This window comes from Nocardia sp. CA-129566 (assembly GCF_050956075.1).
GTDB lineage: Bacteria > Actinomycetota > Actinomycetes > Mycobacteriales > Mycobacteriaceae > Nocardia.
On the sequence record NZ_CP192085.1, the window covers coordinates 6,240,911 to 6,262,977 of the forward strand.

At 64.4% G+C, this 22,067-nt stretch carries 25 protein-coding genes; 12 read left to right on the forward strand and 13 right to left on the reverse strand.

All coding sequences use genetic code 11. From position 1 onward, the window contains the following. Positions 1-295: 295 nt before the first annotated feature. The gene (locus tag ACQP0C_RS27235; protein WP_433724410.1) at positions 296-544 is read right to left on the reverse strand and encodes a hypothetical protein; all 249 of its coding nucleotides are present in this window, start codon (positions 542-544) and stop codon (positions 296-298) included. A 334-nt stretch (positions 545-878) separates the two neighbouring features. Here ACQP0C_RS27235 and ACQP0C_RS27240 point away from each other — a divergent pair, with 334 nt between their 5' ends. Then, positions 879-2,957: a serine/threonine-protein kinase gene (locus tag ACQP0C_RS27240; RefSeq protein ID WP_433724412.1), complete on the forward strand. Its 2,079-nt coding sequence runs from the start codon at positions 879-881 to the stop codon at positions 2,955-2,957. Between the two features lie 222 nt (positions 2,958-3,179). Here the strand turns inward: ACQP0C_RS27240 and ACQP0C_RS27245 are convergent, their stop codons facing one another. The 3 genes from ACQP0C_RS27245 to ACQP0C_RS27255 all read right to left on the reverse strand — a co-directional run bounded on the left by ACQP0C_RS27245 (position 3,180) and on the right by ACQP0C_RS27255 (position 6,028). Beyond that, entirely contained in the window at positions 3,180-4,295 is a 1,116-nt protein-coding gene (locus ACQP0C_RS27245; RefSeq protein WP_433724414.1) for a BTAD domain-containing putative transcriptional regulator, read from the reverse strand. A 98-nt stretch (positions 4,296-4,393) separates the two neighbouring features. Further along, positions 4,394-5,041 carry an RDD family protein gene (locus ACQP0C_RS27250; RefSeq protein WP_433724416.1) on the reverse strand — a complete coding sequence of 216 codons (648 nt, stop codon included), beginning with the start codon at positions 5,039-5,041 and terminating at the stop codon, positions 4,394-4,396. Between the two features lie 420 nt (positions 5,042-5,461). After that, positions 5,462-6,028, reverse strand: coding sequence for a hypothetical protein (locus tag ACQP0C_RS27255; RefSeq protein ID WP_433724418.1), 567 nt, complete (start codon positions 6,026-6,028; stop codon positions 5,462-5,464). 315 nt (positions 6,029-6,343) lie between these two features. Between ACQP0C_RS27255 and ACQP0C_RS27260 the strand changes: the two genes are divergently transcribed. Then, complete coding sequence (locus ACQP0C_RS27260) at positions 6,344-6,523, forward strand: hypothetical protein (RefSeq protein WP_433724420.1); 180 nt, start codon at positions 6,344-6,346, stop codon at positions 6,521-6,523. Between the two features lie 49 nt (positions 6,524-6,572). Continuing rightward, positions 6,573-6,794 carry a hypothetical protein gene (locus ACQP0C_RS27265; RefSeq protein WP_433724422.1) on the forward strand — a complete coding sequence of 74 codons (222 nt, stop codon included), beginning with the start codon at positions 6,573-6,575 and terminating at the stop codon, positions 6,792-6,794. Between the two features lie 1,147 nt (positions 6,795-7,941). On the opposite strand, the gene ACQP0C_RS27270 is transcribed toward ACQP0C_RS27265, so the two are convergent. Further along, the gene (locus ACQP0C_RS27270) at positions 7,942-8,451 is read right to left on the reverse strand and encodes a Dps family protein (protein WP_433724424.1); all 510 of its coding nucleotides are present in this window, start codon (positions 8,449-8,451) and stop codon (positions 7,942-7,944) included. A 372-nt stretch (positions 8,452-8,823) separates the two neighbouring features. Here ACQP0C_RS27270 and ACQP0C_RS27275 point away from each other — a divergent pair, with 372 nt between their 5' ends. The 6 genes from ACQP0C_RS27275 to ACQP0C_RS27300 all read left to right on the forward strand — a co-directional run bounded on the left by ACQP0C_RS27275 (position 8,824) and on the right by ACQP0C_RS27300 (position 14,006). After that, entirely contained in the window at positions 8,824-9,534 is a 711-nt protein-coding gene (locus ACQP0C_RS27275; protein ID WP_433724426.1) for an MIP/aquaporin family protein, read from the forward strand. 76 nt (positions 9,535-9,610) lie between these two features. Beyond that, a complete protein-coding gene (locus ACQP0C_RS27280; RefSeq protein ID WP_433724428.1) occupies positions 9,611-10,714 on the forward strand; it encodes a catalase in 1,104 nt (367 codons plus the stop codon). 127 nt (positions 10,715-10,841) lie between these two features. Continuing rightward, positions 10,842-11,498, forward strand: coding sequence for a response regulator (locus ACQP0C_RS27285; RefSeq protein ID WP_433724430.1), 657 nt, complete (start codon positions 10,842-10,844; stop codon positions 11,496-11,498). A gap of 241 nt (positions 11,499-11,739) precedes the next feature. Continuing rightward, complete coding sequence (locus ACQP0C_RS27290; RefSeq protein ID WP_433724432.1) at positions 11,740-12,714, forward strand: aldo/keto reductase; 975 nt, start codon at positions 11,740-11,742, stop codon at positions 12,712-12,714. 432 nt (positions 12,715-13,146) lie between these two features. Continuing rightward, on the forward strand, positions 13,147-13,326 hold the full coding sequence (locus ACQP0C_RS27295; protein ID WP_433724434.1) for an NAD(P)-binding domain-containing protein: 180 nt from the start codon (positions 13,147-13,149) through the stop codon (positions 13,324-13,326). Beyond that, a complete protein-coding gene (locus ACQP0C_RS27300; RefSeq protein WP_433724436.1) occupies positions 13,305-14,006 on the forward strand; it encodes an NAD(P)-dependent oxidoreductase in 702 nt (233 codons plus the stop codon). The genes ACQP0C_RS27295 and ACQP0C_RS27300 overlap by 22 nt, the downstream gene beginning before the upstream one ends. Positions 14,007-14,042: 36 nt before the next feature. On the opposite strand, the gene ACQP0C_RS27305 is transcribed toward ACQP0C_RS27300, so the two are convergent. The 4 genes from ACQP0C_RS27305 to ACQP0C_RS27320 all read right to left on the reverse strand — a co-directional run bounded on the left by ACQP0C_RS27305 (position 14,043) and on the right by ACQP0C_RS27320 (position 17,491). Next, on the reverse strand, positions 14,043-15,293 hold the full coding sequence (locus ACQP0C_RS27305; protein WP_433724438.1) for a DUF4118 domain-containing protein: 1,251 nt from the start codon (positions 15,291-15,293) through the stop codon (positions 14,043-14,045). Positions 15,294-15,376: 83 nt separating this feature from the next. Continuing rightward, complete coding sequence (locus tag ACQP0C_RS27310) at positions 15,377-15,787, reverse strand: hypothetical protein (RefSeq protein WP_433724440.1); 411 nt, start codon at positions 15,785-15,787, stop codon at positions 15,377-15,379. Between the two features lie 113 nt (positions 15,788-15,900). Continuing rightward, positions 15,901-17,100, reverse strand: coding sequence for a PucR family transcriptional regulator (locus ACQP0C_RS27315; protein WP_433724442.1), 1,200 nt, complete (start codon positions 17,098-17,100; stop codon positions 15,901-15,903). 184 nt (positions 17,101-17,284) lie between these two features. Continuing rightward, positions 17,285-17,491 (reverse strand): hypothetical protein, encoded by a 207-nt coding sequence (locus ACQP0C_RS27320; protein WP_433724444.1) that lies wholly within the window; start codon positions 17,489-17,491, stop codon positions 17,285-17,287. A gap of 333 nt (positions 17,492-17,824) precedes the next feature. Between ACQP0C_RS27320 and ACQP0C_RS27325 the strand changes: the two genes are divergently transcribed. After that, complete coding sequence (locus ACQP0C_RS27325; protein WP_433724446.1) at positions 17,825-18,910, forward strand: protein kinase family protein; 1,086 nt, start codon at positions 17,825-17,827, stop codon at positions 18,908-18,910. Positions 18,911-19,059: 149 nt separating this feature from the next. Here ACQP0C_RS27325 and ACQP0C_RS27330 read toward each other — a convergent pair whose 3' ends face one another. Further along, on the reverse strand, positions 19,060-19,542 hold the full coding sequence (locus ACQP0C_RS27330; protein ID WP_433724448.1) for a MarR family winged helix-turn-helix transcriptional regulator: 483 nt from the start codon (positions 19,540-19,542) through the stop codon (positions 19,060-19,062). Between the two features lie 89 nt (positions 19,543-19,631). Between ACQP0C_RS27330 and ACQP0C_RS27335 the strand changes: the two genes are divergently transcribed. Further along, the gene (locus ACQP0C_RS27335) at positions 19,632-20,294 is read left to right on the forward strand and encodes an MBL fold metallo-hydrolase (protein ID WP_433724450.1); all 663 of its coding nucleotides are present in this window, start codon (positions 19,632-19,634) and stop codon (positions 20,292-20,294) included. A 222-nt stretch (positions 20,295-20,516) separates the two neighbouring features. Here the strand turns inward: ACQP0C_RS27335 and ACQP0C_RS27340 are convergent, their stop codons facing one another. Together ACQP0C_RS27340 and ACQP0C_RS27345 are read right to left on the reverse strand one after the other, a co-directional pair. Continuing rightward, positions 20,517-20,870 carry a DUF4870 domain-containing protein gene (locus tag ACQP0C_RS27340; RefSeq protein ID WP_433724452.1) on the reverse strand — a complete coding sequence of 118 codons (354 nt, stop codon included), beginning with the start codon at positions 20,868-20,870 and terminating at the stop codon, positions 20,517-20,519. 214 nt (positions 20,871-21,084) lie between these two features. Next, on the reverse strand, positions 21,085-21,468 hold the full coding sequence (locus tag ACQP0C_RS27345; protein ID WP_433724454.1) for a hypothetical protein: 384 nt from the start codon (positions 21,466-21,468) through the stop codon (positions 21,085-21,087). 82 nt (positions 21,469-21,550) lie between these two features. On the opposite strand from ACQP0C_RS27345, the gene ACQP0C_RS27350 reads away from it, so the two are divergent. Continuing rightward, positions 21,551-21,748, forward strand: a complete 198-nt coding sequence (locus tag ACQP0C_RS27350) for a hypothetical protein (RefSeq protein ID WP_433724456.1) — start codon at positions 21,551-21,553, stop codon at positions 21,746-21,748. 7 nt (positions 21,749-21,755) lie between these two features. Here ACQP0C_RS27350 and ACQP0C_RS27355 read toward each other — a convergent pair whose 3' ends face one another. Then, positions 21,756-22,031, reverse strand: a complete 276-nt coding sequence (locus ACQP0C_RS27355) for a hypothetical protein (protein WP_433724458.1) — start codon at positions 22,029-22,031, stop codon at positions 21,756-21,758. Positions 22,032-22,067: the final 36 nt, after the last annotated feature.

Genomic DNA, 22,067 nt, shown 5'->3' on the forward strand with positions numbered 1-22,067 from the left:
TCGCGGATCGTTCTCCAGGGGGCGTAGGTGATGGCTGTTGTGTGGACGGCGCCGTCCGAAGGTCCGCATGCGCCGGGCAAAGACATCCAATTCCGGGTGCGGACGCTTCGGCCGGATCGGGCATTCGGTTGGCAACCGTTCCGGTTCCATGGAAGCGGACCAATCCGAGGTGGTCTGGATCTCGACGGTGTGGAACTGGTGCTGTGTCGACTCCGCCGTGTAGATGCAGTTGCGCGCGATGTCCGGCAAGGCCCCTCAGCCTCTTGCTTCGAAGGAGGCTGAGAGGCCCATGCCCCTAGGCGGGCCGCTGGATGTAGAGCCGGTCGATCCGGCTGTACTCCGCCGTTGCCGCCAACATGGTGCGGACCGGCAGCCCCGACTGAATGGCCGCCAAGGCCACCGAGAGCATGTCCTTCCGGACCGCATCGGTGGTCTTGAACCACCGTGGTCCCGCCCAGTCAGTGCCCTCATCGTCCAGCTTGATGAGGACCTCGCCGTTCTCTTGAGGTCCGACGCTATCGACCTTGCACAGATGCCAAGACATATTCTTTTCACCTTTCGTGGGGATCGGAACCGGCCTCCTGGATCGCGGTTCGTCTCCGTCTTTTGAATGTGACCCAAGGATCGGATTGCCCGCTGATCACCGGCTGGCAGAACGCTGGCAACCCCGGAAAGAGCTGCGCGTGGCTCCATCGGATCGGACTTTCTGGAACCAAGGATGGGATCGCCCGCTGATCCGGATTCCCTCAGCAATTGCGAAGTATCCAACGGATATGGAAGTATCTGCTGGTCAAGCCATCCGTTCAGTGCACACTCACTGCCGACGCTGGTTCTAGCAACCATCGTGCACGGTGGCGGCATGGGCGAGAATGGTATGCATGCGGGAACTGAGCCCGGGTCAGATGTTCGCCGGTTACGAGATCCAACACCGGCTCGGCGCTGGTGGCATGGGCGCGGTATACCTGGCCCGCCACCCCAATTTGCCGAAATTCATCGCGCTCAAACTGCTGGAGAGCGCCGACGAAGATGCTCGTAAGCGGTTTCTGAGCGAGGCCGAGCACATAGCCCAGCTCGAACACCCCAACATCGTCGCTGTCAATGACCGCGGCAGCGAAGACGACCAGCTATGGATCTCGATGCAATACATCGACGGCGGCGACGCTGCCACAGCGGTGCGGACAGACGGTGCGCTACCAGCCGCTCGGGCGGTACGGATCATCTCCGAGGCCGCCAAGGGGCTCGACTACGCACACGCACACGGTGTCCTGCACCGTGACGTCAAACCTGCCAACATCCTGCTCAGCCAACCCGCTGGCGGTCAGGACGAGCGGGTGGTCGTCGCCGATTTCGGCATCGCGAAGACGCTCGAGGACACCCAGGGGCTGACCAGCAAAGGGATGCTGCTGGCCACCTTCGACTACACCGCGCCGGAACGGTTCAACTTCACCGCAGTCGATGCTCGCGCGGACGTGTACTCCCTCGGCTGCACGTTGTACCACCTGCTCACCGGATCCCCGCCCTATCCGGGTACGAAGGAGCAACAGTCGCATGCGCACCGCGAGGCACCGATCCCACAGCCCAGCCGGGTGCCAGCGGCCCGCGACAACGGCCTGTCCAGCGCCTTCGACTGCGTCATCGAGCAGGCCCTGGCGAAGAACCCCGATGATCGTCCACCGAGTTGTGGCGCCCTCGCCGCGGCCGCCCGACAAGCCCTGGACTCGGCCGTACTCGACCACCCCACTGATGCGACACCATCGACACCGCTGCCCGTCACGGTGGCCGATCAACCGGACCACACTTCCACGAAACGTGGCGATGGCTTCTCGACGCGTTGTCGACAACTCGTCGCAGCGGCGCGGCAGGCACTGCGCTCGAGACCGGCGACGCCCTGGTGGCGGAGGCGCTCGACGGCCGCAGCGATCGCGGTGGTTCTGCTGGTTCTCGGGGTGGGGGTTTACACGATCTGGCCGCAGCCGCGGCCCGACGGCAAGGTTGTCGAGAAGACGCTCAGCATTACCAAACCCGGTGACACAGGCGAGTTGGCATTCACCGGCACCAAGGGGCAGAAGGTATTCGTCGAGGTCGCCTCGTCGACCCTGCCGTCCGGCTGCTCCTTGTCGTTGCGCGACCCGGTCCGCAAGAAGATTGCGGAAGGATGCATCCACAGTGACGGCAGCGGCTTCATCGACACCACGGCACTACCGGCCAGCGGCGAATACGCCGTGGTGTTGAATCCGTCGAACGACGCCACCGGCGAAGCCACAGTGCGCGTGATCACCGTCGTCGACCAGGACGTGACGATCTCCCCGGACGGGACCCCGGTCACCAGCAGGATCGACACCCCCGGCGCCGTGAGCCGGTTCCGGTTCGCCGGCACCAAGGGGCAGAAGGTGTCCGTCGAGGTTGCCTCGTCGACCCTGCCGTCCGGCTGCTCCTTGTCGTTGCGCGACCCGGTCCGCAAGAAGATTGCGGAAGGATGCATCCACAGTGACGGCGGCGGCTTCATCGATACCACGGCCCTGCCGGTCGACGGCGAGTACACCCTCGTCATCGCTCCGGACTACACCGACCGGATAAAGAACGGGACCGGCGAGTCGCAGGTGCGGCTGTTCACCGTTGTCGACCAGGACGCGGCGATCTCCCCGGACGGGACCCCGGTCACCAGCAGGATCGACACCCCCGGCGCCGTGAGCCGGTTCCGGTTCGCCGGCACCAAGGGGCAGAAGGTGTCCGTCGAGGTTGCGTTGTCGACCCTGCCCTCCTATGGGTGTTCCCAGTTGTCGTTGCGTGACCCGGTCGGCAAGGAGATCGCGAGCGGATGCATCCACGGCAGCGCCTCCATCGACACCACGGCCCTGCCGGTCGACGGCGAGTACACCCTCGTCATCGATCCGGACTACACCGACCCGATAAGGAACGGGACCGGCGAGTCGCAGGTGCGGCTCTATACCCGATGAAGTCCCTGCATTTCCGGTTCCTATCACCCGTTGGACCGGAATCCGGCGTTGAGACGCGCCGGCAGTATGCCAGGGCAGATCCTGCGGTCTCGTTGTCGCCGAACTCGCTGATTTCGGACCGACGATCGGCGGCGTTGCCGAGTCGCTGTTCGTGCCGCACGGCGTGTGGCACACGGCCGTCGCACCAACGTTGCGCGGTGGGTGCAGCGCACTACACAGCGGTCATGTTTCTTCGAAAGTCATTGTTGTCGAACCGATCCGGATCACGGTGCCGGTCGACAGCGGGGTGGTGAGCTCGATGCGTGCGCCGTCGACGTAGACACCGTTGCTCGAGTGCAGGTCCTTGATCGCCAGGCCTTCGCGTTCGGGGATGATCTGCGCGTGGGGGCGGCGGCTGACCTTCGGATCGTCCAGCTTCAGATCGTTGTCGGGACCGCGCCCGATCCTCAAACCCTTCGGAGGGACCGTGCGGATGCGGCCGTCGTCGAACCGCAACCGCCCACTGCGGTGGGTACGCGGGATCTCGGCCACCGTGGTGAGCAGCGTCTCGGCCTGCATCGTGGCGGCTGGCTCCGACCTAAGTATCGGTTCCTGCCGCCGCACCTGCTGCTCCAACCGGACGAGCTCCGCGCACGGGTCGATTCCCAATTCGTCGGCCAGGATCGCCCGCACCCTGCGGCACGCCTCCAACGCATCGACCTGTCGGCCCGACAGGTACAGCGCGGTGATCAACTGCCCCCACAGCCGTTCCCGAAACCGATGTTCGTCGGTCAGCGTCCGCAGTTCGCCGACGACGTCGGAGGCCTTGCCGCACAGCAGATCCGCACTGATCCGTTCCGACGCCGTGCTGAGGCGTTCCTCCTCCATCGCGGTCGAGACATCGTCGGTGTATCGGATACCGAGCAGATCGGCCAACGCCGTGCCGCTCCACTGGTCGAGTGCGCGCTGGAGGTGCGCCGCCGCGACGGCCGGGTCGCCGGATTTGCTGGCCGCTCTGCCGGCCTGACGGGCCGATGCGTATCGTCCGACGTCGCATTCGGCATCGGAGATGTCGAGGCGGTAACCGGGGGCGACGGTGCGCAGGATGGTGGGGTCGGCCCCGGCCGACTCCAAGTGTTTGCGCAGTCTGGAGACGAACACTTGCAAACTATTGGTGTACGCCTTGGGCGGGTTGCCGTCCCATACCGCGTTCGCTAGGGCTTCCGTCGACACCACCTGCTGCCGATTGATGGTCAGCATCGCAAGCATGGCCCGTGGTTTGCGACCGCCTACCAGCAACTGCTGCGCATCGACGAGCAGCTGCACAGGTCCGAGGACACGAACGTCAATCTGCGGCATGGTTACCTCCACCTCGACCTCGTCGGTGCCGGGTACCACACTGGTCGACGCTGCAACCAGCTTCGCCGTTTCGCTGAATGTATCCAGATGCAACCAGATCAGCCGCTGTAATCACCGGACCGAACAAAAGCTCCTCCTTCGCGAGCACGAATCCTCACAACAACCGAATGAACGACCTTGTCGTGCCAGGTCTGATGCTTGACGTCCCACAGCGGCCACAGGCTGTTCAGCAGGCCCGGGATACCCAAAAGCCAGTAGTTCCCGACGATATTGATCGTCAATTGGGCACCCCATCGGGCGAGGGCGAGAGATGGCCCCAACGGTCGCCCGGTGGCCTCCTCGATCACTGCGATCCTGAGCCACTTCTTACCGAGGGACTGGCCGGTCCTGCCTTGCGCAATCACCTGGTTCGATACCGCGATTGCGAGGTAGATGAACAACCCGAGCACCGCGATCACCACTCCCAGCCAGTTGAGTTCGGCCTCCGCGGACGGACCGAACTCCTCCCGCGCGGCCCTCGTCGGCTCGGTGGCGATGACGAGCCCAACACCGGCGACGATCACGGCCGGCACCACCGCCACGACGACATCGGTGCAGTACGCGCCGACTCGAGACCACCACGACGCATACGGATACTCCCGCCTCGGGAGGGTCTGCGGCCAAACAGAAGGCGACATCGGCGGCTGCCCGTACTGCGGGTACCCGTAGTAGCCGGGTCGACCAGGATCCGAATTCAGATTCGACATGACATCTCCCGATCCTCGACGCCTGCGTCCGGCTGGCCATGTATTTCGACCAGGGCGGGTGCCTCAACGGCGACCACCACGAGGGACACGAGAACCGACTTCGCGGGCCGGTTCACCACGTTCGCTTGCCCGACCATCGTGCGACAATCCGCTCCCGCGAACACGGGTGGTCGACTACTCGTTTCCACTACTTGGTCCCTCCCTTGCGCCCGTGTTTCGCTCAGGCGCCCTGGTCGGCGACATCGGGTCGTCATAGTTTTCTCCTCGAAGTTCGATGTACGGATCGGATCGGACCGCTGCACCCTCGGGCGTGAGGGTCACCGCGGGTGCAGCGCGGCTGTCACCGGAGTGCCTGGTAACGGCACCGCCCAGACAGCGCCGTATCGCTCAGAGGCCGATACGGCGCCGTCCGCATTCACATCAGGCCACCTTGAACGTGGCCCGGTAATGACCGCTATCGCCCCTGAAGTTGTGCACCGCGGTCGTATGGCGCGTGGGCAGAGACAGGCGCTGCGGCCGACCGATAGGGTCGTCGTTGCCCTTCGGGAAATTCATGTAGACGGTGTTCAGGCCCCGAAGCGCATCGGAGATGTTCCCGGCGAGCGCATCAGCCCGCTGGTCCGGCGCCTGGCCGACCGTGCGCGCCAGACCCCCGGTCCATACCAGATTCAGGGTGCTCCGGTAGAAGGCCGTCACATCGCCATCTACATCGCGACCGTCGTCCTTTTCGATCAACTGAACGACATACACGGCCCCGGGGTCGTAAGCAGCGACCGCGACGTCGCGGGTGCGACGGTCGCCATCGTCCATTACGTCCCAGAAGCCCCCGGGTCCGGTCACCGTGAACTCCGTCTGCGAGGCAAGGTTGACACCGGCCGGGATGCTGCCCCGGAACGACAGCAGGTAGACGTCATCCGACCCCCACTCGGTGGCGCCGGAACCGGTCTCGTCCACGCACTTCATCTGATCGACAAACACATTCGGCATGACTGGTTCTCCTTCGGGTTTGGTGGAGGCGGGTTTCCGGATCCACCGGATCGGACTTTCTGGAACCAAAGCTCCGCTCGCCCGCTGATCACCGGCTGACAGAAAACTTGCAACCCGAAACGAGCTGTGCGCGGCTCCACTGGATAGGACTTTCCGGAACCAACGTTCCACTAGCCCGCTGATCACCAACTGACAGAAACCCGGAACGAGCTGTGCGCGGCAGCGACGTGATCACCATCCACACCGACCCGGTCGGGCGCTCTACTTCAAGATCCTCATGGCCGCCTGCCCGAGCATTTCGGGCGGTGGCAGACGGTGTGGAAGCGCCACCGCCGCTACGTCGCCGACGGCACCTGGGACCGGGTGCTGACCGCCTTGGTCGCCCTCGCCGATACCACCGGCGACTTGGACTGGATCACCTCGATCGACTCGACGATCGTGCGGGCACACCAGCACGCCGCTGGAGCGCGCAACGATGCGGTGACCGGGCTATGAACCGGCCGACCACGCCATCGGATGCTCCCTTGGTGGGCTGACCATCAAGGTGCACTTGGCCGCCGACGGCGGCGGCCGCGGCTTGGCCGTGCTGCTCACGCCCGGGCAGGCCCATGACTCGCCGATGCTGGCGCCGCTGCTGAAGGCGATCGCGGTGCCACGACTGGAAGGCGGGCCACCACGACGCAACCCCGAGGTGGTGATCGCCGACCACGCCTACTCGCGGCGGCGAACCGAACCCTGTTGCGGCGCAAACGCATTCAAGCCGTGATCCCTGAACACCGCGATCAACTCACCAACCGCAAACGCAAGGGACGAACCGGCGGTCGGGCACCGCGTTTCGACGCGCAACTCTACAAGCGGCGCAACGTAATCGAACGCGCCTTCAACAAGGCCGAGCACTGGCGGGCGGTGGCCACACGCTACGACTCGCGACCACCTACCGGCGCCAACCCCCGCCTCGGCCGTCCGGTCCACAGCATATTCTCGCCCGGGCCGATAATTCGGCCGATCTCACTCTGAGCAATACTTTCATCGTTCATGATTCACCGCCCGACCTCAGAATCCGAATGAGCCCCGGACCGGTCTGCGACGGTTCGAGGCTCATTCAGGGGTATTCGCGCCTACCAACAAATCGCTCGTTGATTGACGGATACCAACGTATCCGGCGACAGGCATGTCTGCGAAATCCGCTGCACATGACCAGGGGAATCGAGCTGCCTTTCAATGCATTTCACGCCGCTCCCGCCGAACAACCCTAGCGATATACCCCTTTCGGCGGCCGAACTATTGGGTTCGGTCGTCACCGGTCTTCGTGGGAGGCGCTGACGCACGGGCCCCGACGGTGTCGAGCGGGTCGGAGACCCGTTCCGTCTGCTGCCGCCGACTCGGATCGGCAGGCACGTGGTGGGCATCCTCGGCGTGCTCGGTCGGCGGGGAGGTGCGGCCGGATCACGGTGCCAGGTCTGCCAACGTCTTTCGCGGCTGGTCGATGCTGGCCAGCCGGAGTCTCGACAGCGTCGATGCGGCGTTCGTCGCTCGCGACGTCGGTGTCGCCATAGGCACTTCACCTCCATTCTTCCGATCGTGCGGCGCTGGTTTCAGCGGTCGCATCGGATGCGGTGGGCTTATCCGGTTCTACTGTCACAAAGCTGCGAAAGCTAGTAGGACAGCACGTCAGATTGTTCCAAGCCATGACGGGCATCGGATGGATACGGTCGGTGAACAAGCCTGAGCTGAGCATCGGCTTGGTTAGGGGTCGCGTGATCCGCTTCGAGCATGCCCTCACACGCCTATACGAAGGCGACGACGAACTCAGCACCATCGCCTCGGACTGCGGGTACGAACAGGCACATTCCCCCGCTAACGGATGCTTCGCACCAGGCGTTACCGCGCGACGCGCACGGCCGGACCGGTGCTCATCGAGTCCGCTGGGCCGTGCGGTTCTCGGCGCTCAGCATCCATCGCTGCTTCTCGATGTCGTCGATGAGGGCGTGCAGCAGGTCCGCCGTCGACGGGTCCTCGGCGTCGACGGCATCGTGTACGGCGCGCATCGTGCTCGCAGTGGTGCGGAGCCGGTCGCTGATCAGCTCGACCACCGCAGCGGTGTTCTGCTCGCCGCGGGGGAATGTCTTCAGTTTTGTCGTCGTGACAACGGTCTCGGGCAGTCCGTCGGGCACCGCGTCCAGTGCTCGCATCCGCTCGGCGATGGTGTCGCTGCCCTCGCGGGCGATGTCCACGATTTCGTCGAGCTGCAGGTGCAGGTCGCGGAAATTGGTGCCGACGACGTTCCAGTGCGCTTGCTTGCCCAGCAAATGCAATGCGACGAGATCGATAAGGACCTGTTGCAGGTTGACGCGCAGCTGCGGCGAAGCGCGGAATCCCGAGCCGTTGACTGCGGAGGTGTGGAAGATCGACGTGGTGGACATGGTTGCTCCCATTTCGTGATGGGCCCCGATCGATCGGGGCAAGCGGTAGCGGAACGGCCGAGGAATGCGGTGGCCATGATGTTTGGCCGCCACCGTGGTGCGCAGGTAGGTGGCTTCGACCTGTGCCTCGTTCCCCGTCCGCTAACAGCATCGCCAGTCGATGAACTCATGTCGCCATGGCTGTCGCCCATTCGCGGCACCTGCCACCCGGAAAGATTGCCCACCCGCTACCGCCAGTTCGGGGAACTGCTCTGGACCGGAGCGACCACCCGATTTACAGCTGGCGGGCGGGCGAGGACTACCGCTGGCAGGAATTGGCGATGGGCGTCAGCGGTGGCGACTCTCGTTGCCCGCGGCGCAATTCTGATAGCCATGAATATCGTCAAAGCACAATCATCGATTCCGGTTATCGTCCAGGACGTCGCCGAGGCGCCCGCCACTCCTCGGTCTGCGGTGAAGTACGCGGTCGAAGCGATCGGGACCTTCTTTGTGGTCTTCACGGTCGGATCCGCGGTCGGCAGCCACAGCCCGCTGACCCCGCTGGCCATCGGGGCGGCCCTGATGGTGATGATCTATGCAGGCGGCCATCTCTCGGGCGGGCATTACAATCCCGCGGTGACCCTTGCGGCGCTGGTGCGCCGTCGAATCGGCCCGCGTGATGCGACGGCGTACTGGATATCGCAGTTCGGCGCAGGACTGCTCGCCGCCGTGGTGGTGCGGGCATTCGTCGACCCCATACAGCCGATCACAACAATGACGCTGTCTGGCCACAGACTGACCGCGGCATTTGTCGTGGAACTGCTGTTCACCTTTGCGCTCTGCTACGTCGTGCTCAATGTCGCCACCAGCAAAAGCCATCCGGTCAATTCGTTCTACGGCCTGGCGATCGGTTTCACCGTGGTGGCGGGCGCGATAGCGGTCGGCTCCATTTCCGGTGGTGCGTTCAACCCAGCGGTCACCGTCGGCGCTGGCGTGATGAACGTCTTCGCTTGGCCGACGCTGTGGGTCTATCTGGTCGCGCAGGTCATCGGCGGCGTCGCGGCCGGGGTCGCCTCCTTGGGACTCGACCCCGATGACAAATAGCTGATCCGGGCGTCGATTCCACCTGCATATCCGACCATTTCGCCGAGACGTTCGACCAACACGAGTAGGAATTCACATGAGCAACGCAGTGCCCGAGCCGACGACAACAGATGCCGGTATCCCAGTGCCCAGCGACGGGCTTTCACTCACCGTCGGGCCCGACGGTCCGATCCTGCTGCAGGACCATTACCTGATCGAACAGATCGCCAACTTCAACCGGGAACGAATCCCGGAGCGGCAACCGCATGCCAAGGGTGGCGGCGCATTCGGTCATTTCCAGGTGACCAACGACGTCGGTGTGTATACCAGGGCAGCGGTGTTCGCCCCGGGGACCAAGACCGACACGCTGATTCGGTTCTCCACCGTCGCCGGTGAACGCGGTACACCCGATACCTGGCGCGACCCGCGCGGGTTCTCGTTGCGGTTCTACACATCGGAGGGCAATCTCGACATCGTCGGCAACAACACACCGATTTTCTTCATTCGCGACCCGTTGAAGTTCCAGCACTTCATCCGCTCCCAGAAGCGCCGCGCGGCGAACAACCTCCGCGACAACGACATGCAGTGGGACTTCTGGACATTGGTTCCGGAATCGGCGCACATGCTGAGCCTGACACTGGACCGCAACGTCACCGACTATCACACTGAAATCGAGCAGGCCGCGTTCGAACCCAACAATCAGGTGTCCGGCACCGGCCTCAGCCCGGACAAAATGCTGCTCGCGCGCGGCTTCGCCTACGCCGACGCACATCGCGCCCGCCTCGGCGTCAACTACAAACAGATTCCGGTGAACTCACCAAGGGCGGAGGTGCACAGCTATTCCAAAGACGGCGTGATGCGAATCAATAACGTCTCGGACCCGGTTTATGCGCCGAACTCCTACGGCGGGCCGCAGGCCGACCCGTTGCGCGCCGCCGAGGCGCGCTGGCACAGCGACGGCGATATGGTCCGAGCCGCGTACACGCTGCACGCGGAGGACGACGACTACGGCCAGGCGGCCACCATGGTCCGCGAGGTGCTCGATGACGCCGCCCGCGACCGGCTGGTATCCAATGTCGCGGGCCATCTGCGCAACGGAGTATCGGAGCCGGTTCTGCTACGCGCCTTCGAGTATTGGAAGCACATCGACAAGGCGACCGGCGAGAAGATCGAGACCGCCGTGCGAAGCGAGTCGACCTGATGTCCGCGCACGATGTACTTGCCACGCCGAGCTTCATTCCAAGTAGTCGCGTTCAGCCACCACGCCGGTACCGTCCCCAGCAACAGGTGCTCGGCCCGGATCCACGGATCGAGGAGGCGAGAATCCAGTGACGACGGCGCTGCGGGTGCTCCTGGCCGATGATGATGTCCTGCTCCGCGCGGGTCTGGCCAGTCTGCTCACGCAGGCGGGGCTCGATGTCGTCGGTCAGGCCGAGGATGCGGCGGGCCTGCTGACGCTGGTTCGGACGAACGCGCCCGACCTGGTGATCGTCGACATCCGGATGCCACCGACGCACACCACCGAAGGTCTCGACGCGGCACGGGAGATCCGCGCGGAGCTTCCGGCAACCGGCATCCTGGTCCTGTCGGCGCACTCCGACGTGGAGCACGCGATGGAGCTGCTGGCCAGCGGTGGTGGCGTCGGCTACCTCCTCAAGAACCGGGTCACCGATGTCGAGGATTTCCTCGACACACTCCAGCGAATCGCCAAGGGTGCCTCGGTTGTCGACCCGGTATTGGTGACCGAGCTGGTGTCGGCCCGACGACGCAACGATCCGCTCGCGGCGCTGAGCACACGCGAGCGGGAAGTCCTGGCGTTGATGGCCGAGGGTCGTTCCAATGCCGGTATCGCACGGCGGTTGTGGGTCACCGAGGGCACGGTCGAGAAGCACGTGCGAAGCATTCTTACCAAACTGAACCTGCCCGAAACCGGAGACGATCACCGCCGTGTGCTCGCGGTGATCACCTTCCTCGAGGCGCGCTGACCCGATCCGGCGCCAAGCCCCGGTCGCGCAGAAGCTCCTTCACAGCGTCAGCGGACAGATCCGCCTTGATGCCACCTGCAAATTTCCTCCGCGCGCCGCGACGTCTCGCTTGATCGAGGGCTGCCGGCCGTACTTCGGATACCTGCTGCCGGGAGGTGGCGATGGGCGCTGGCGTTGGCGACAACGCGCCCACCGAAGAGTGACAGTGACAACGTCCCTATCGAGAGATCTGGAGAGCGATATGAAGACAACGACTTTGGGAACAAGTGGACTCGACGTCTCCCGGATCGCGTTCGGTACATGGCAACTCGGCGGCGACTGGGGCCGCTTCGACGAGGATGCGGCGATCGCCGCGATCCGCCGTGCCCGCGATCTGGGCGTCAACTTCTTCGATACCGCGCAGGCGTATGGTTTCGGCGCGTCCGAACTGCTCCTCGGCAAAGCATTGGGCAGCGAACTCGTCAGCCATCGCGACGAACTCGTACTGGCCACCAAGGGCGGCTTGCGCCGGACCGACACCGGCTTGGTCCGCGACGCCAGCCGGGACTGGCAATGCAGGGGCGTCGACTCCAGCCTGGCCGCACTCGGCGTCGACCACATCGACCTCTACCAGGTGCATTGGCCCGATCCGGCGGTGCCGATCGCCGAAACGGCGGGTGTCCTGGCCGACCTCGTCGCCCAAGGCAAAATCGGCCACGTCGGGGTGTCCAATTTCGATGCGGCCCAGATGGCGGAGTTCGCCGCTACCTTTCCGGTCGAGACTCTGCAGTCGCCCTATGACCTGTTCCGGCGCGACATCGAGGAAGACCCGCTTCCTTATTGCCAGGCGAACGACATCGCTGTTCTCGTGTACGGACCGCTGGCGCACGGCTTGCTGACCGGGACTATAACTGCGGATACGACATTCGCCGATGACGACTGGCGCAGCACGAGCACGGTCTTCCATGGTGCCGAATACCACCAGAATCTGATGACGGTGCAGGCGCTACAGGAATTCGCGACCGAGCGGGGAGTCACCGTAAGTCAGCTGGCGATTGCCTGGACTTTGGCGAACCCGGCCGTCCATGTCGCGATAGTCGGCGCCCGGCGGGTCGACCACGTCGAAGACAGCCTTGGTGCGGTGGACGTTTCACTCAGCGATGCCGACCTCGACGAGATCGACGAGATCATGTCGGGGGCAACGCCGGTCTCCGGACCGTCACCGGAGAGCGTGTGACAGCCGAACATTCGAGCTTGTAGCGCCGGCCCGACCAGGCCTGGACGCCGCGGCGGCCGATAGCGCTGCAACAGCGGCGGCGAAGGCGGCGCGCCACGGTCCGCAGACCCACGTATACGTTGCCAATCCCTCACCGACTGCGGGAGGTAAGCGACGACGAACAGTGCGGATGTGACCCCCGCGCAGTGATGAGCGGGGGTCACATCGGCAATCCCGCCAACTCCATTGCTGAAGCCGATTCCCGCCCAGCACCGGCCACTGTGCCGACAACGAGCAAAACGGCCGACCGCCAGCATGTGCCGGCTACTCCAGCTAGCGGCAGCCTCTAATCGCCAGGTAGCGGCAATGACCCGCGCACCTGCGCGCGAGAACGTTGGTATGCGCGGCTCGCCGAGTCGCTCCGAAAGAACTCTCACGAGCAAGGAGACCGATATGGACATCGCGGTGTTGGGTATGGGACGGATGGGCCGGGCGCTGGCGCAACGTTTGCTCCAGGACGGGCACCGGTTGACGGTGTGGAATCGGACGAAAGGCAAAGCCAGGGAACTTCTTTCCGCGGGCGCCGAAGAAAACCGACCATCGCCGACGCCGTGGCCGGGGCGGATGCCGTGATCACCATGCTGGCCGACGATCCGGCGGTCCGGGCGGTCGCGCTGGGGGAACTGCGGTCATCGATCGATCCGAGGACCATCTACATCGACAGCTCCACGATCTCACCGACACTCAGCGGCGAGCTCGCGGCGTCCTTCCCTGACCGCTTCGTCGCCATTTCCGTCGTCGGTAGCCCCGCGGCAGTGACCGCCGGGCAGGCGGTGTTCCTGCTCGGCGGCGGTGACAGCGTTATCGACCGCCTTGGTGCGATGGTTTCCTCGCTATCGGACGACAACCGCCGTTACGACACCGCGCCGCTTGCGATCGTCGCCAAACTGACGGCCAACCTATTGCTGCTATCGGGAGTCGTCGCGCTCGCCGAATCGTTTGCCGTAGGCCGTTCGGGAGGCGTCTCGGAGGATCAACTGCGGGATCTCCTCGGCGCCAGCCCAGCGGTCGCGCCCGCGCTGCGGAACCGATTCGAGAGTGTACTGACCGGTTCACATGACGGCTGGTGGGCCACCGCGCTCGGAGTCAAGGACGCGGGATTGGCGCTCGACCTCGCACACCAGGCCGATATGGAATTGCCGGTGGCCGCGGTGGTCCAGCGCCGGTACGCCGCGGCGGCATCCTCCGGCCTGAACGCCGACATCGCAGCGGTCGCAGACCTTTATCGTTCGGCGGTGCGAGCGGCAGGCTGAGCGGCGAGGCGCTGGAACCCGCCGTCAGCAACGGTCTCATTCTCGCGCCGGTATGGCGATATGCAGCCGTGTCCCGGCGGCGGGCGGGCTGACGATCCGCATATTGCCACCGAGCGCCTCGACGCGGTCGATCAGGCCGACGAGCCCCGATCCTTTGGTGGGGTCGGCGCCGCCTCTTCCGTCGTCGCGTATGAGCAGCGAGAGTTTCTCATTGTCTATTTCCGCGCGCACGTTCACATTTGACGCCTGGGCATGCTTGGCGGTGTTGGTCAGCGCCTCGGCCACCACGTAGTACACCCCAACCTCGATCGATGTGGGCAGCCGACGTTCGATCACCAACTCGAGGACCACCGGGACGCTGCAGCGGCGCGCCAGCGTCTTCAATGCGGGACCGAGCCCGCCTTTGGCCACGATCGCCGGATGAATCCCGCGCGAAAACTCTTGCAGTTCCATCGAAATCCCGGTCAAGTCAGCCACGATGCCGTCGAGCTCGGCCCGCAAGGATACCAGTTCGGGCGGCAGGGACGCCTGGGTCTTGCGCAGTTGGAGTCCCAAGGAAACCAACCGTTGTTGCGCCCCGTCGTGCAGGTCGCGCTCCAGACGGCGCCGAGCCTCATCAGCGGCCGCAACGATGCGGGCGCGCGAGGCGATCAGCGCATGGTTGATGGCCTCGCGATCGTGTGCGGCACAAAGCAATATCTCCAGGGCGGGCGCTACCCGGTCTCGCAGACACCGCCGGGTCGGCTCGGGAAGGTCGACAGGCGCCGACAAGGTACCGAGCGGTGTGGTGCCGTCGTGCAACGGAATCGCCCAGCGCTGGTCGTCGCTCCGGATTTCCGCGAGCTCGATTTCCGCGAAACCCAGCCCGAGAGCCTGCGCAAGGCATTGCTCGGCGATATCCAGTGCGGTCCGGATATCACTGGAGCGCAACATGATACGGGCCAACTCAGCGGTGAGGTCGGCGGCGCGGCGGCGCGCATCGGCCTCGACCACGCGTGCCCTGGCCACACCCGCGACGAAGTTCATCGACAACGCGACCGTCAAGAAGACGGCGATCACGATGCCGTTCTCGATCGGTGCGAACTCCTCGACGGGCCAGTTACGGAAGTAGTCGAACGCTGTGGCACTGGCTATCGATGTCGCGGCCGCCAGCCCGATCCCCCATCGTGTCGAGATCACCAATGCGCCGAGCAGGTAGAGCACCCCGAAATCGTCTGCGCCGGTTGTTCGATCGAGTACACAAACTGCGAGGGTCTCGACCCCGATGAACAGGGCGGCGATCACCATCCCTACGGCAAGCGTCGGAGATGCCGGGCGTACGACCAGTGCGAACAACTGTGCTCGCACCGGAGTTCGCGCAGGTGGCACCGTCAAGCGGTGGCTCGGTAGTAGCCACCTCGACGTTGCCATGCGGCCATACCCCGCGGTTCGGAACGTGCGTCGTTCTTGATGGCGGACAGGCGTGTGAGGATCTGGTGCAGCGGCATCGCCAGATGGGCGGCGAGGTCATGCATTACGCGCAGCATGGTGTCACTGTCGAGTTCGTGGGCAATGAGAATCTCATCCAGCACCATCGCGCAAAGCGCCTGCTCGAGCGTCAGCACCCGTCCCGGCAACCAGCTCAGGCGCCACCGGTCTTCGCGGGTTCCATCGGCAGTCGTGGCCGCGTACTCGGCGGAATTGGGACTGGTGACACTGAACTGCGTAACGTGCAAATCGTCGAGGTAGTAGTCGAGGATCGGCCTGCTGGCACTGTTCAGCTGGGATAGACCGACTCTCATGCCATGTGGGGAGAAGGGAGTCATGTTTCTATGCTCATGGCCGGGCCGCGGCTAGACCATGTCCGGCCGGACAGTGTCTGGACCTGCGCATTTGGCACGCTGAGCCAAATTGGTTACGAACGCTGGACTCGGCGGTGGGCGAGCAAGCACCACGCCAGAACGACGTCCCTGGTGCACCGCAGATCCAGGTTGGTCAACTCCTGGAACCGGGCGAGGCGGTATCGCACGGTGTTGCGGTGTACGTGCAGATCCAGCGCGGTCTGGTCGAGGTTTCTATCGTATTCGAGGAAATCCCACACCGTGTCCTCCACGTCCTGGCGACCCGGTTGGCCGTCGTCCAGTGCGCGCAGGTATCGGTGTTCGAGGTGGGCGGCAGTGTCGGCACCGAGCATCGCTAGCGGGAGCGGCCCCAGGTCCGCGATTGTGACCAACCCGGTCAGCCCGAAGGTCTGGGCGATTTCGAGCGTCGAGACCGCTTCATCGAAGGCATAAGCCAGGTCGGTGAGCCCTGCCGGTTCCGCAGTAGCAACCAGCCATCGGTCGCCGACCACAGGGCATTTCGGCACGACGGCCACCAGATCACCGTCGACAACGGCGACCACGGGAAGGAGTTCATGGGTCGCGCACGTACGCTGAAGCACCGCCGTCAGTGCGGCCCAGTCACTTTGATCGGCGGGTCGAGCGCACAACGGTTGGTATTTCGCCGTCGGGTCCAGCCCGAATGTGCGGGCGTCCACACTGATGCGAGCGGCAGAGAGTTGCGCGTGCAGCAGTGCGCGCAGAAAGTCCACTCGCTGTTCGGCGTCTCTCCGCGCTGCCTCGACCGCCACGTCGTGCCGAACTGCATTGATGACTCCGGCGGCATCGTTGGCGAATCTCCACGCAAGATCGTGCGCCGCCAAGACGACCCGATCCGAAAGTCCCCGTTTCGACGCTTCCTCGTCGAGCGCGTCCAGCACGAACCGTGCCGAGATCTGAATGCTGCGGGTGAGCGCTTCCAACGGGAAGCCCTGCTCCACACGCCTTCGTGCGAGTTCCTGCAATGCACGGATACCACCGGCGTCGAGGCCGCCATCCGTTACGGGTAGTTGCTCAAGTGCGGACCGGATGATCGCCGCAGTGTAGGCGCGCAATTCCGCGGTCGGCACCGCCGCATATTCGGGCATCCGCTCACGCAGCCGGGCGACCAGTGAGTCGACCTGATCGTCCAAGCGCTCGAGGTAGTTCGACGCCAATATCAGAAGTTCGTCTCGGCCCTCCTGTGGTCGACCGAGCGAATCGCCTGCACTCGGCGAACCCAGTGCGTGGTCCACAAACATGAGCCTGCCAGCGGTGATCGCCGATCGCAATGAACGCGCCCCGTAATCGTGCCAACCGCAGGCACCGATTCGACCCAGCGGCTAGGAGAAAGTGGTGAATTAATGAACTGCCGCACTGATCGCAAGCGGTCCGGTCACCAGCAGTTGTCCTGCGACAGTGCCCAGAGCGCCGACCGCGTCAACCCCACCGAGGCCAGGGGCCCGTGGTGGCACCCATGACGACCGCCGTTCGGGTCAGCCACACAGCCCCGGCCGAGCTGAATGCGAAGGTCTCGGCCGGGTCCTGCGATGACTGAGTCAGATTGTCCAGCAGGGCGCCGCCGCGATCGAGCACCTCGTTCACGGTGACCTGGAACAGCTGTTCCTTAACGAGCGAGTCGCTCACCGCAGTTCCTGCTACTAAGGCTGGCCTGCCATTTCGCATCGGTGGGTCGGCGACATGCCGAAAAGCCAGCGGCCTCGTGGTCTCAGGCCGACTCCTCGTCTCTCGCTACGTGGAGTCGTCGCGCGGAGATCGTGACGTAGAGTGCGGTTTCGGGGGGACAAGCCGGGACCGCCGTCGGGTGCGGCCCCGGACCGACCTCCTGCCCTGCTCCGGAGGCCGCCGGCACGACCGCGTGGCCATGGCTGAATCGAGGTCGGCGTCCACATGAAGGCCGCAGCGTATTCCCTTGACGCAGTGACGTCCTCGCCATCTGACGTGGCGACGACCCGCGACATGTCGCGCCCGGCGCGCCTGCACGTCCACAGCGCCGTCTCCACAGCCTTGGCGCTGCACAGCGATCACGCGTTGCGCGAGCTCGTGGACGCGGCCGCACCGCTCGGCGCCGGTATCGGCGGGAAGTCAGCGTTGCTGGAGATCGCTGGAACCCCGGTCTTCGTGAAGCGAGTACCCCTCACCGACCTGGAACGACAGCCCGAGAACGTCCGGTCCACGGCGAACGTGTTCGACCTGCCGCTGTTCTATCACTACGGCGTCGGTCTCATCGGCGGGGCGGGCTTCGGGGCTTGGCGCGAGCTCGCCGTGCACACCATGACGACCAATTGGGTGCTCGCCGCCGAAGGTGAGGGCTTCCCGCTGATGTACCACTGGCGGGTGCTGCCGGACACGACGCCGCTGCCGAGCGAGCTCGCCGACATCGACCGCACCGTCGCTTACTGGGACGACCGACCCCAGGTACGCCACCGGATCGAGGCCCTGCGAGACTCTTCGGCGAGCATCGCGCTGTTCCTGGAGTACATCCCACAGACCCTGCACCAGTGGCTGAACGTCCAGATCGAGGCGGGCGAGGAGGCCGCCGACCGGGCCTGCGCCATGGTGGAGCGGGAACTGGCCGTCGGCACCGCGTTCATGAACAGCCGTGGGCTGCTGCACATCGACGCGCACTTCGGGAACATCCTGACCGACGGTCAACGCCTCTACTTCGGCGACTACGGACTCGCGCTCTCGTGCGGGTTCGACCTCTCGCCGACCGAGGCCGCGTTCTTCGACCAGCACCAGAGCTATGACCGCGGCTTCACCGCCACCTACCTGGTGAACTGGCTGCTCACCGCCCTGTACGGGCTCCGGCGGGAGGACCGCGAGACACGCGCGGCGATGGTGCGCGCCATCGCCGAGGGCAAACCGCCGCAGGGCATCGGTGAGGAGGCCGCCGCGGTCCTCACCCGGCACGCACCGATCGCCGCCGCGATGTCCACATTCACGCATGCCTTCCAGCAGGAGAGCCGCAGCACCCCATATCCGGACGAGGAGATCCGCCGCCTGCTCGACGGCCGGGCCATTCGGAGCCCTGCCGTTAGGTGACCCGCCGCGTCCTCGGTGCCACTTGACGCCGCGAGAACACCGCTACGCAATGCCGCGGATCACAGCCAGCCTGAACATCCCGTAATCGGCATTCCAGGATATCCTGCGCCACAGCATATTTCGCGCCCAAGCCGCCCGATCAGCGGCTATTATCGTGCCTTTCTTCGGGGAGTCCGTCCGACCGGCCGCTGATGGACACCGACGGTTTCACTTCCTGTCATGTGTGCGGTCAGGCGCGTCAGCAGGGAAACGCAGTCGCGGAGTTGTCGCCGTTCGTCGGTGTCGAGGGTGTCGTGGATGGCGGTGTCGAGGGAGTTGGCGCGCTGTGCGCGCAGCTGCCGAAGGTGAGCGCGGCCGGTACCGGTGATGTGCAGCAGAACCTTTCGGCCGTCGTCGGGATGGGGCTCGGTGCGGATCAGGCCGGCGCCGAGGAGTTCCTTGACGGACTTGGCCGCCGACTGATGGGTCACCTTGCGCCGGTGCGCGAGATCGGCGGTGGTTTGGGGGCCGCTGCGGTCGAGGTGGCCGAGAATGGCCGCTTCGCCGGGCGGCATGGTGTCGGCGGTTCGCACGGTGCGAACCAGTTCCCCGATCGCTTGGCGCAGGTCCTCGGCGAGCGTGTCGTCTGCCATGGCTTCACCCTACCTGGATCATACACCTTAGTTGTACAATTAGATTGTACAACTAAGGTGTATAGACTTCATGTTCGAGGAGAGCCTCAATGCAACTCACCAAGTTCGGCCACGCCTGCGTCCGCATCGACAAGCACGACTGCCGCCTGGTCGTCGACCCCGGCGGGCTCACCGAACCGGAGGCCCTGGCCGATGTCGATGCGGTTCTGGTCACCCATGAGCACTTCGACCATTTCTCCGAGGAGACATTGCGCCGGGCCGCCGAACGCAATCGTGCCCTGCGGATCTGGACCAACACCGCTGTCGCTGCACAGTTGACCGGTCTGGGTAACAGGGTGACCACCGTCGGTGCGGGCGAGGCATTCACCGCGGCCGGTTTCGAGGTGAAGGTTTACGGCACCTGGCATGCCGTCATCCACCCCGATATCCCGCGGGTAGGCAATATCGGCTTTCTCGTCGACGACACCGTGTTCCATCCCGGAGACGCGTACACCGTTCCGGATACCCCGGTCGACACCCTGCTACTGCCCGTGCACGGCCCCTGGTCCACCACCGGACAACTGATCGACTACGTACGCGAAGTGGCCCCCGCACAGACATATGCCATCCATGACGGCGCCCTCAACGACATCGGAACCGCAATGGTCGGCGGCCTGCTAGGCGACAACGGCCCCGGCATCGGAGCCTCATACCGACGCTTGACCACGGGCACTTCGATCGACCTCGACACCGACGGCCGCACCGAGGAGTGACAACCGAACCTGTTGTGCCCAAGGCGAACTCGATGTCCGATGCGGCCGACACTCGAAGCAAGCGAGCACTCGCAAATCGGCGTTATCGAACGTTCCGCGCGGACGCCAACGGCCCGAGATAGCCTCGGGCCGTTGATCTTCGGACTGTCGCATCTGGCGGCCGGTAGGGGTGCCGACAGCATCCGCGATTACGAAATCTAGCTGGGGACTTCGAATATGCCGCTACTTGACCGAGTTGGCCACCCGGTCGGCATAGGGTGCAGTGAATTTTCCGACAATGGGAAGCTCTGCGCGGACACCGCCGGTGTTGTTGGTCTGGATCATGGCCATGATCCAGACGAGGACTGCGAAGACCGCGACTGCGAGTCCGGCGAGGCTGAAGATGATCCCCAGGACTCCGAGGAGCGAGCCGACGATGCTCAGAACAATATTGACCATCGAGACCGCTCCGAAGAAGACGATCGATTGCGAGGCATGGAATTTCACATCGGGATCGTTCTTTCCCACCAGTAGGAAGATGATTCCGGTGAGCCACCCCAGTGCGTAGGACAGGATCGCGCTGGTCTTTTTGTCCAAGCCGGCGGGCTGCGGTTGGTTCGTGGGAGGTTGAGAAGATGTCATGGGGTAAGTAGATGCCGCGCGCGTCACCTACCGATCACAGGTTTCGGCGCGAACCCACAGGTCGCGGGCCAGCCGGCGACCGGGATCCTGGACGTGGTTGTCTCGACGAGATGACTGCCACCGACCTCGAAACGACTGGGTGATGGCTCATTACACAATCGAGCACTGCTCAACTGGTCGGAGGTTTCGGCACGATCTGCAGTCCGTTGACGAAGGTGTCAATATCGGGTTGGTACATGTCCCGATCGGCGGCCGTGGTCTCGACCGACATTCGGATCGGGTACAGCATTTCGCCTGCAATGTAATCGGAACTGAGGAACTCGTGGTAGAGGTCGACTCCATCGATACCGGCGGCGAGCAAAATTCCGGTGACCCGGGTGGCGTGCCGACCGCACATATCGATGGTCTCGGATCGCGACGGCCGCCATTCGTGTCCGCCCGTACTGAGCCCGGTTGCGATTGAGGTGTTGGCAGGGAGTGGACGGTCTGCGCGGAGGGTGACGGTCGCGATGTCCTTCCGTCCCGCGTGCTGATCGACACGATGCAACTCCAATTTGTCACCTTCTGCCTGCGTCACCTGCCAGCCCGTCAGTTGCGGAAGCTGGATCGTGAACGGCCTATCAGGGCGTTCTTCGGTGGCAAAGACGGATCCGGTTGCCGCACTGGCGTTGCACGTCGTACGAGTCGTCGGCGCCGATGTCGCCTCCGACGAATCCGATGAATCCGAGCCCGACACGCCGCACGCGGTCACACTCGTCGCCACGATGCTGGCCAGAACCAGATGCCGAATCCTGATCACGGTTCGCCAGCCTATCCGGTCGACCATCACATGACACTTTCCTACCGTGTGTATACGCGGTCGGCAATCGCGTTATAGCGTGTCTTACGCGGTTGTAATTGGCTGATCTGGGTTGGTTGATCTGTTGTGGTGGAGGAGCTTTCGCGGCGGTTGGTGCCGGATGAGTTGTGGGAGTTGGCCGAACCGCTGATCCCGAAGTTCGACGCATCGAATCCAGCCAGAAACTCGGCAAACACCGCTGGGTCATCGAGCGGTCGATCGCCTGGCTGTTCGGCTACCACCGCCTGAACATCCGATACGAACGCTACGCCAACCACTTCTGCGCATTCCTCACCCTCGGGGCCACACACCTG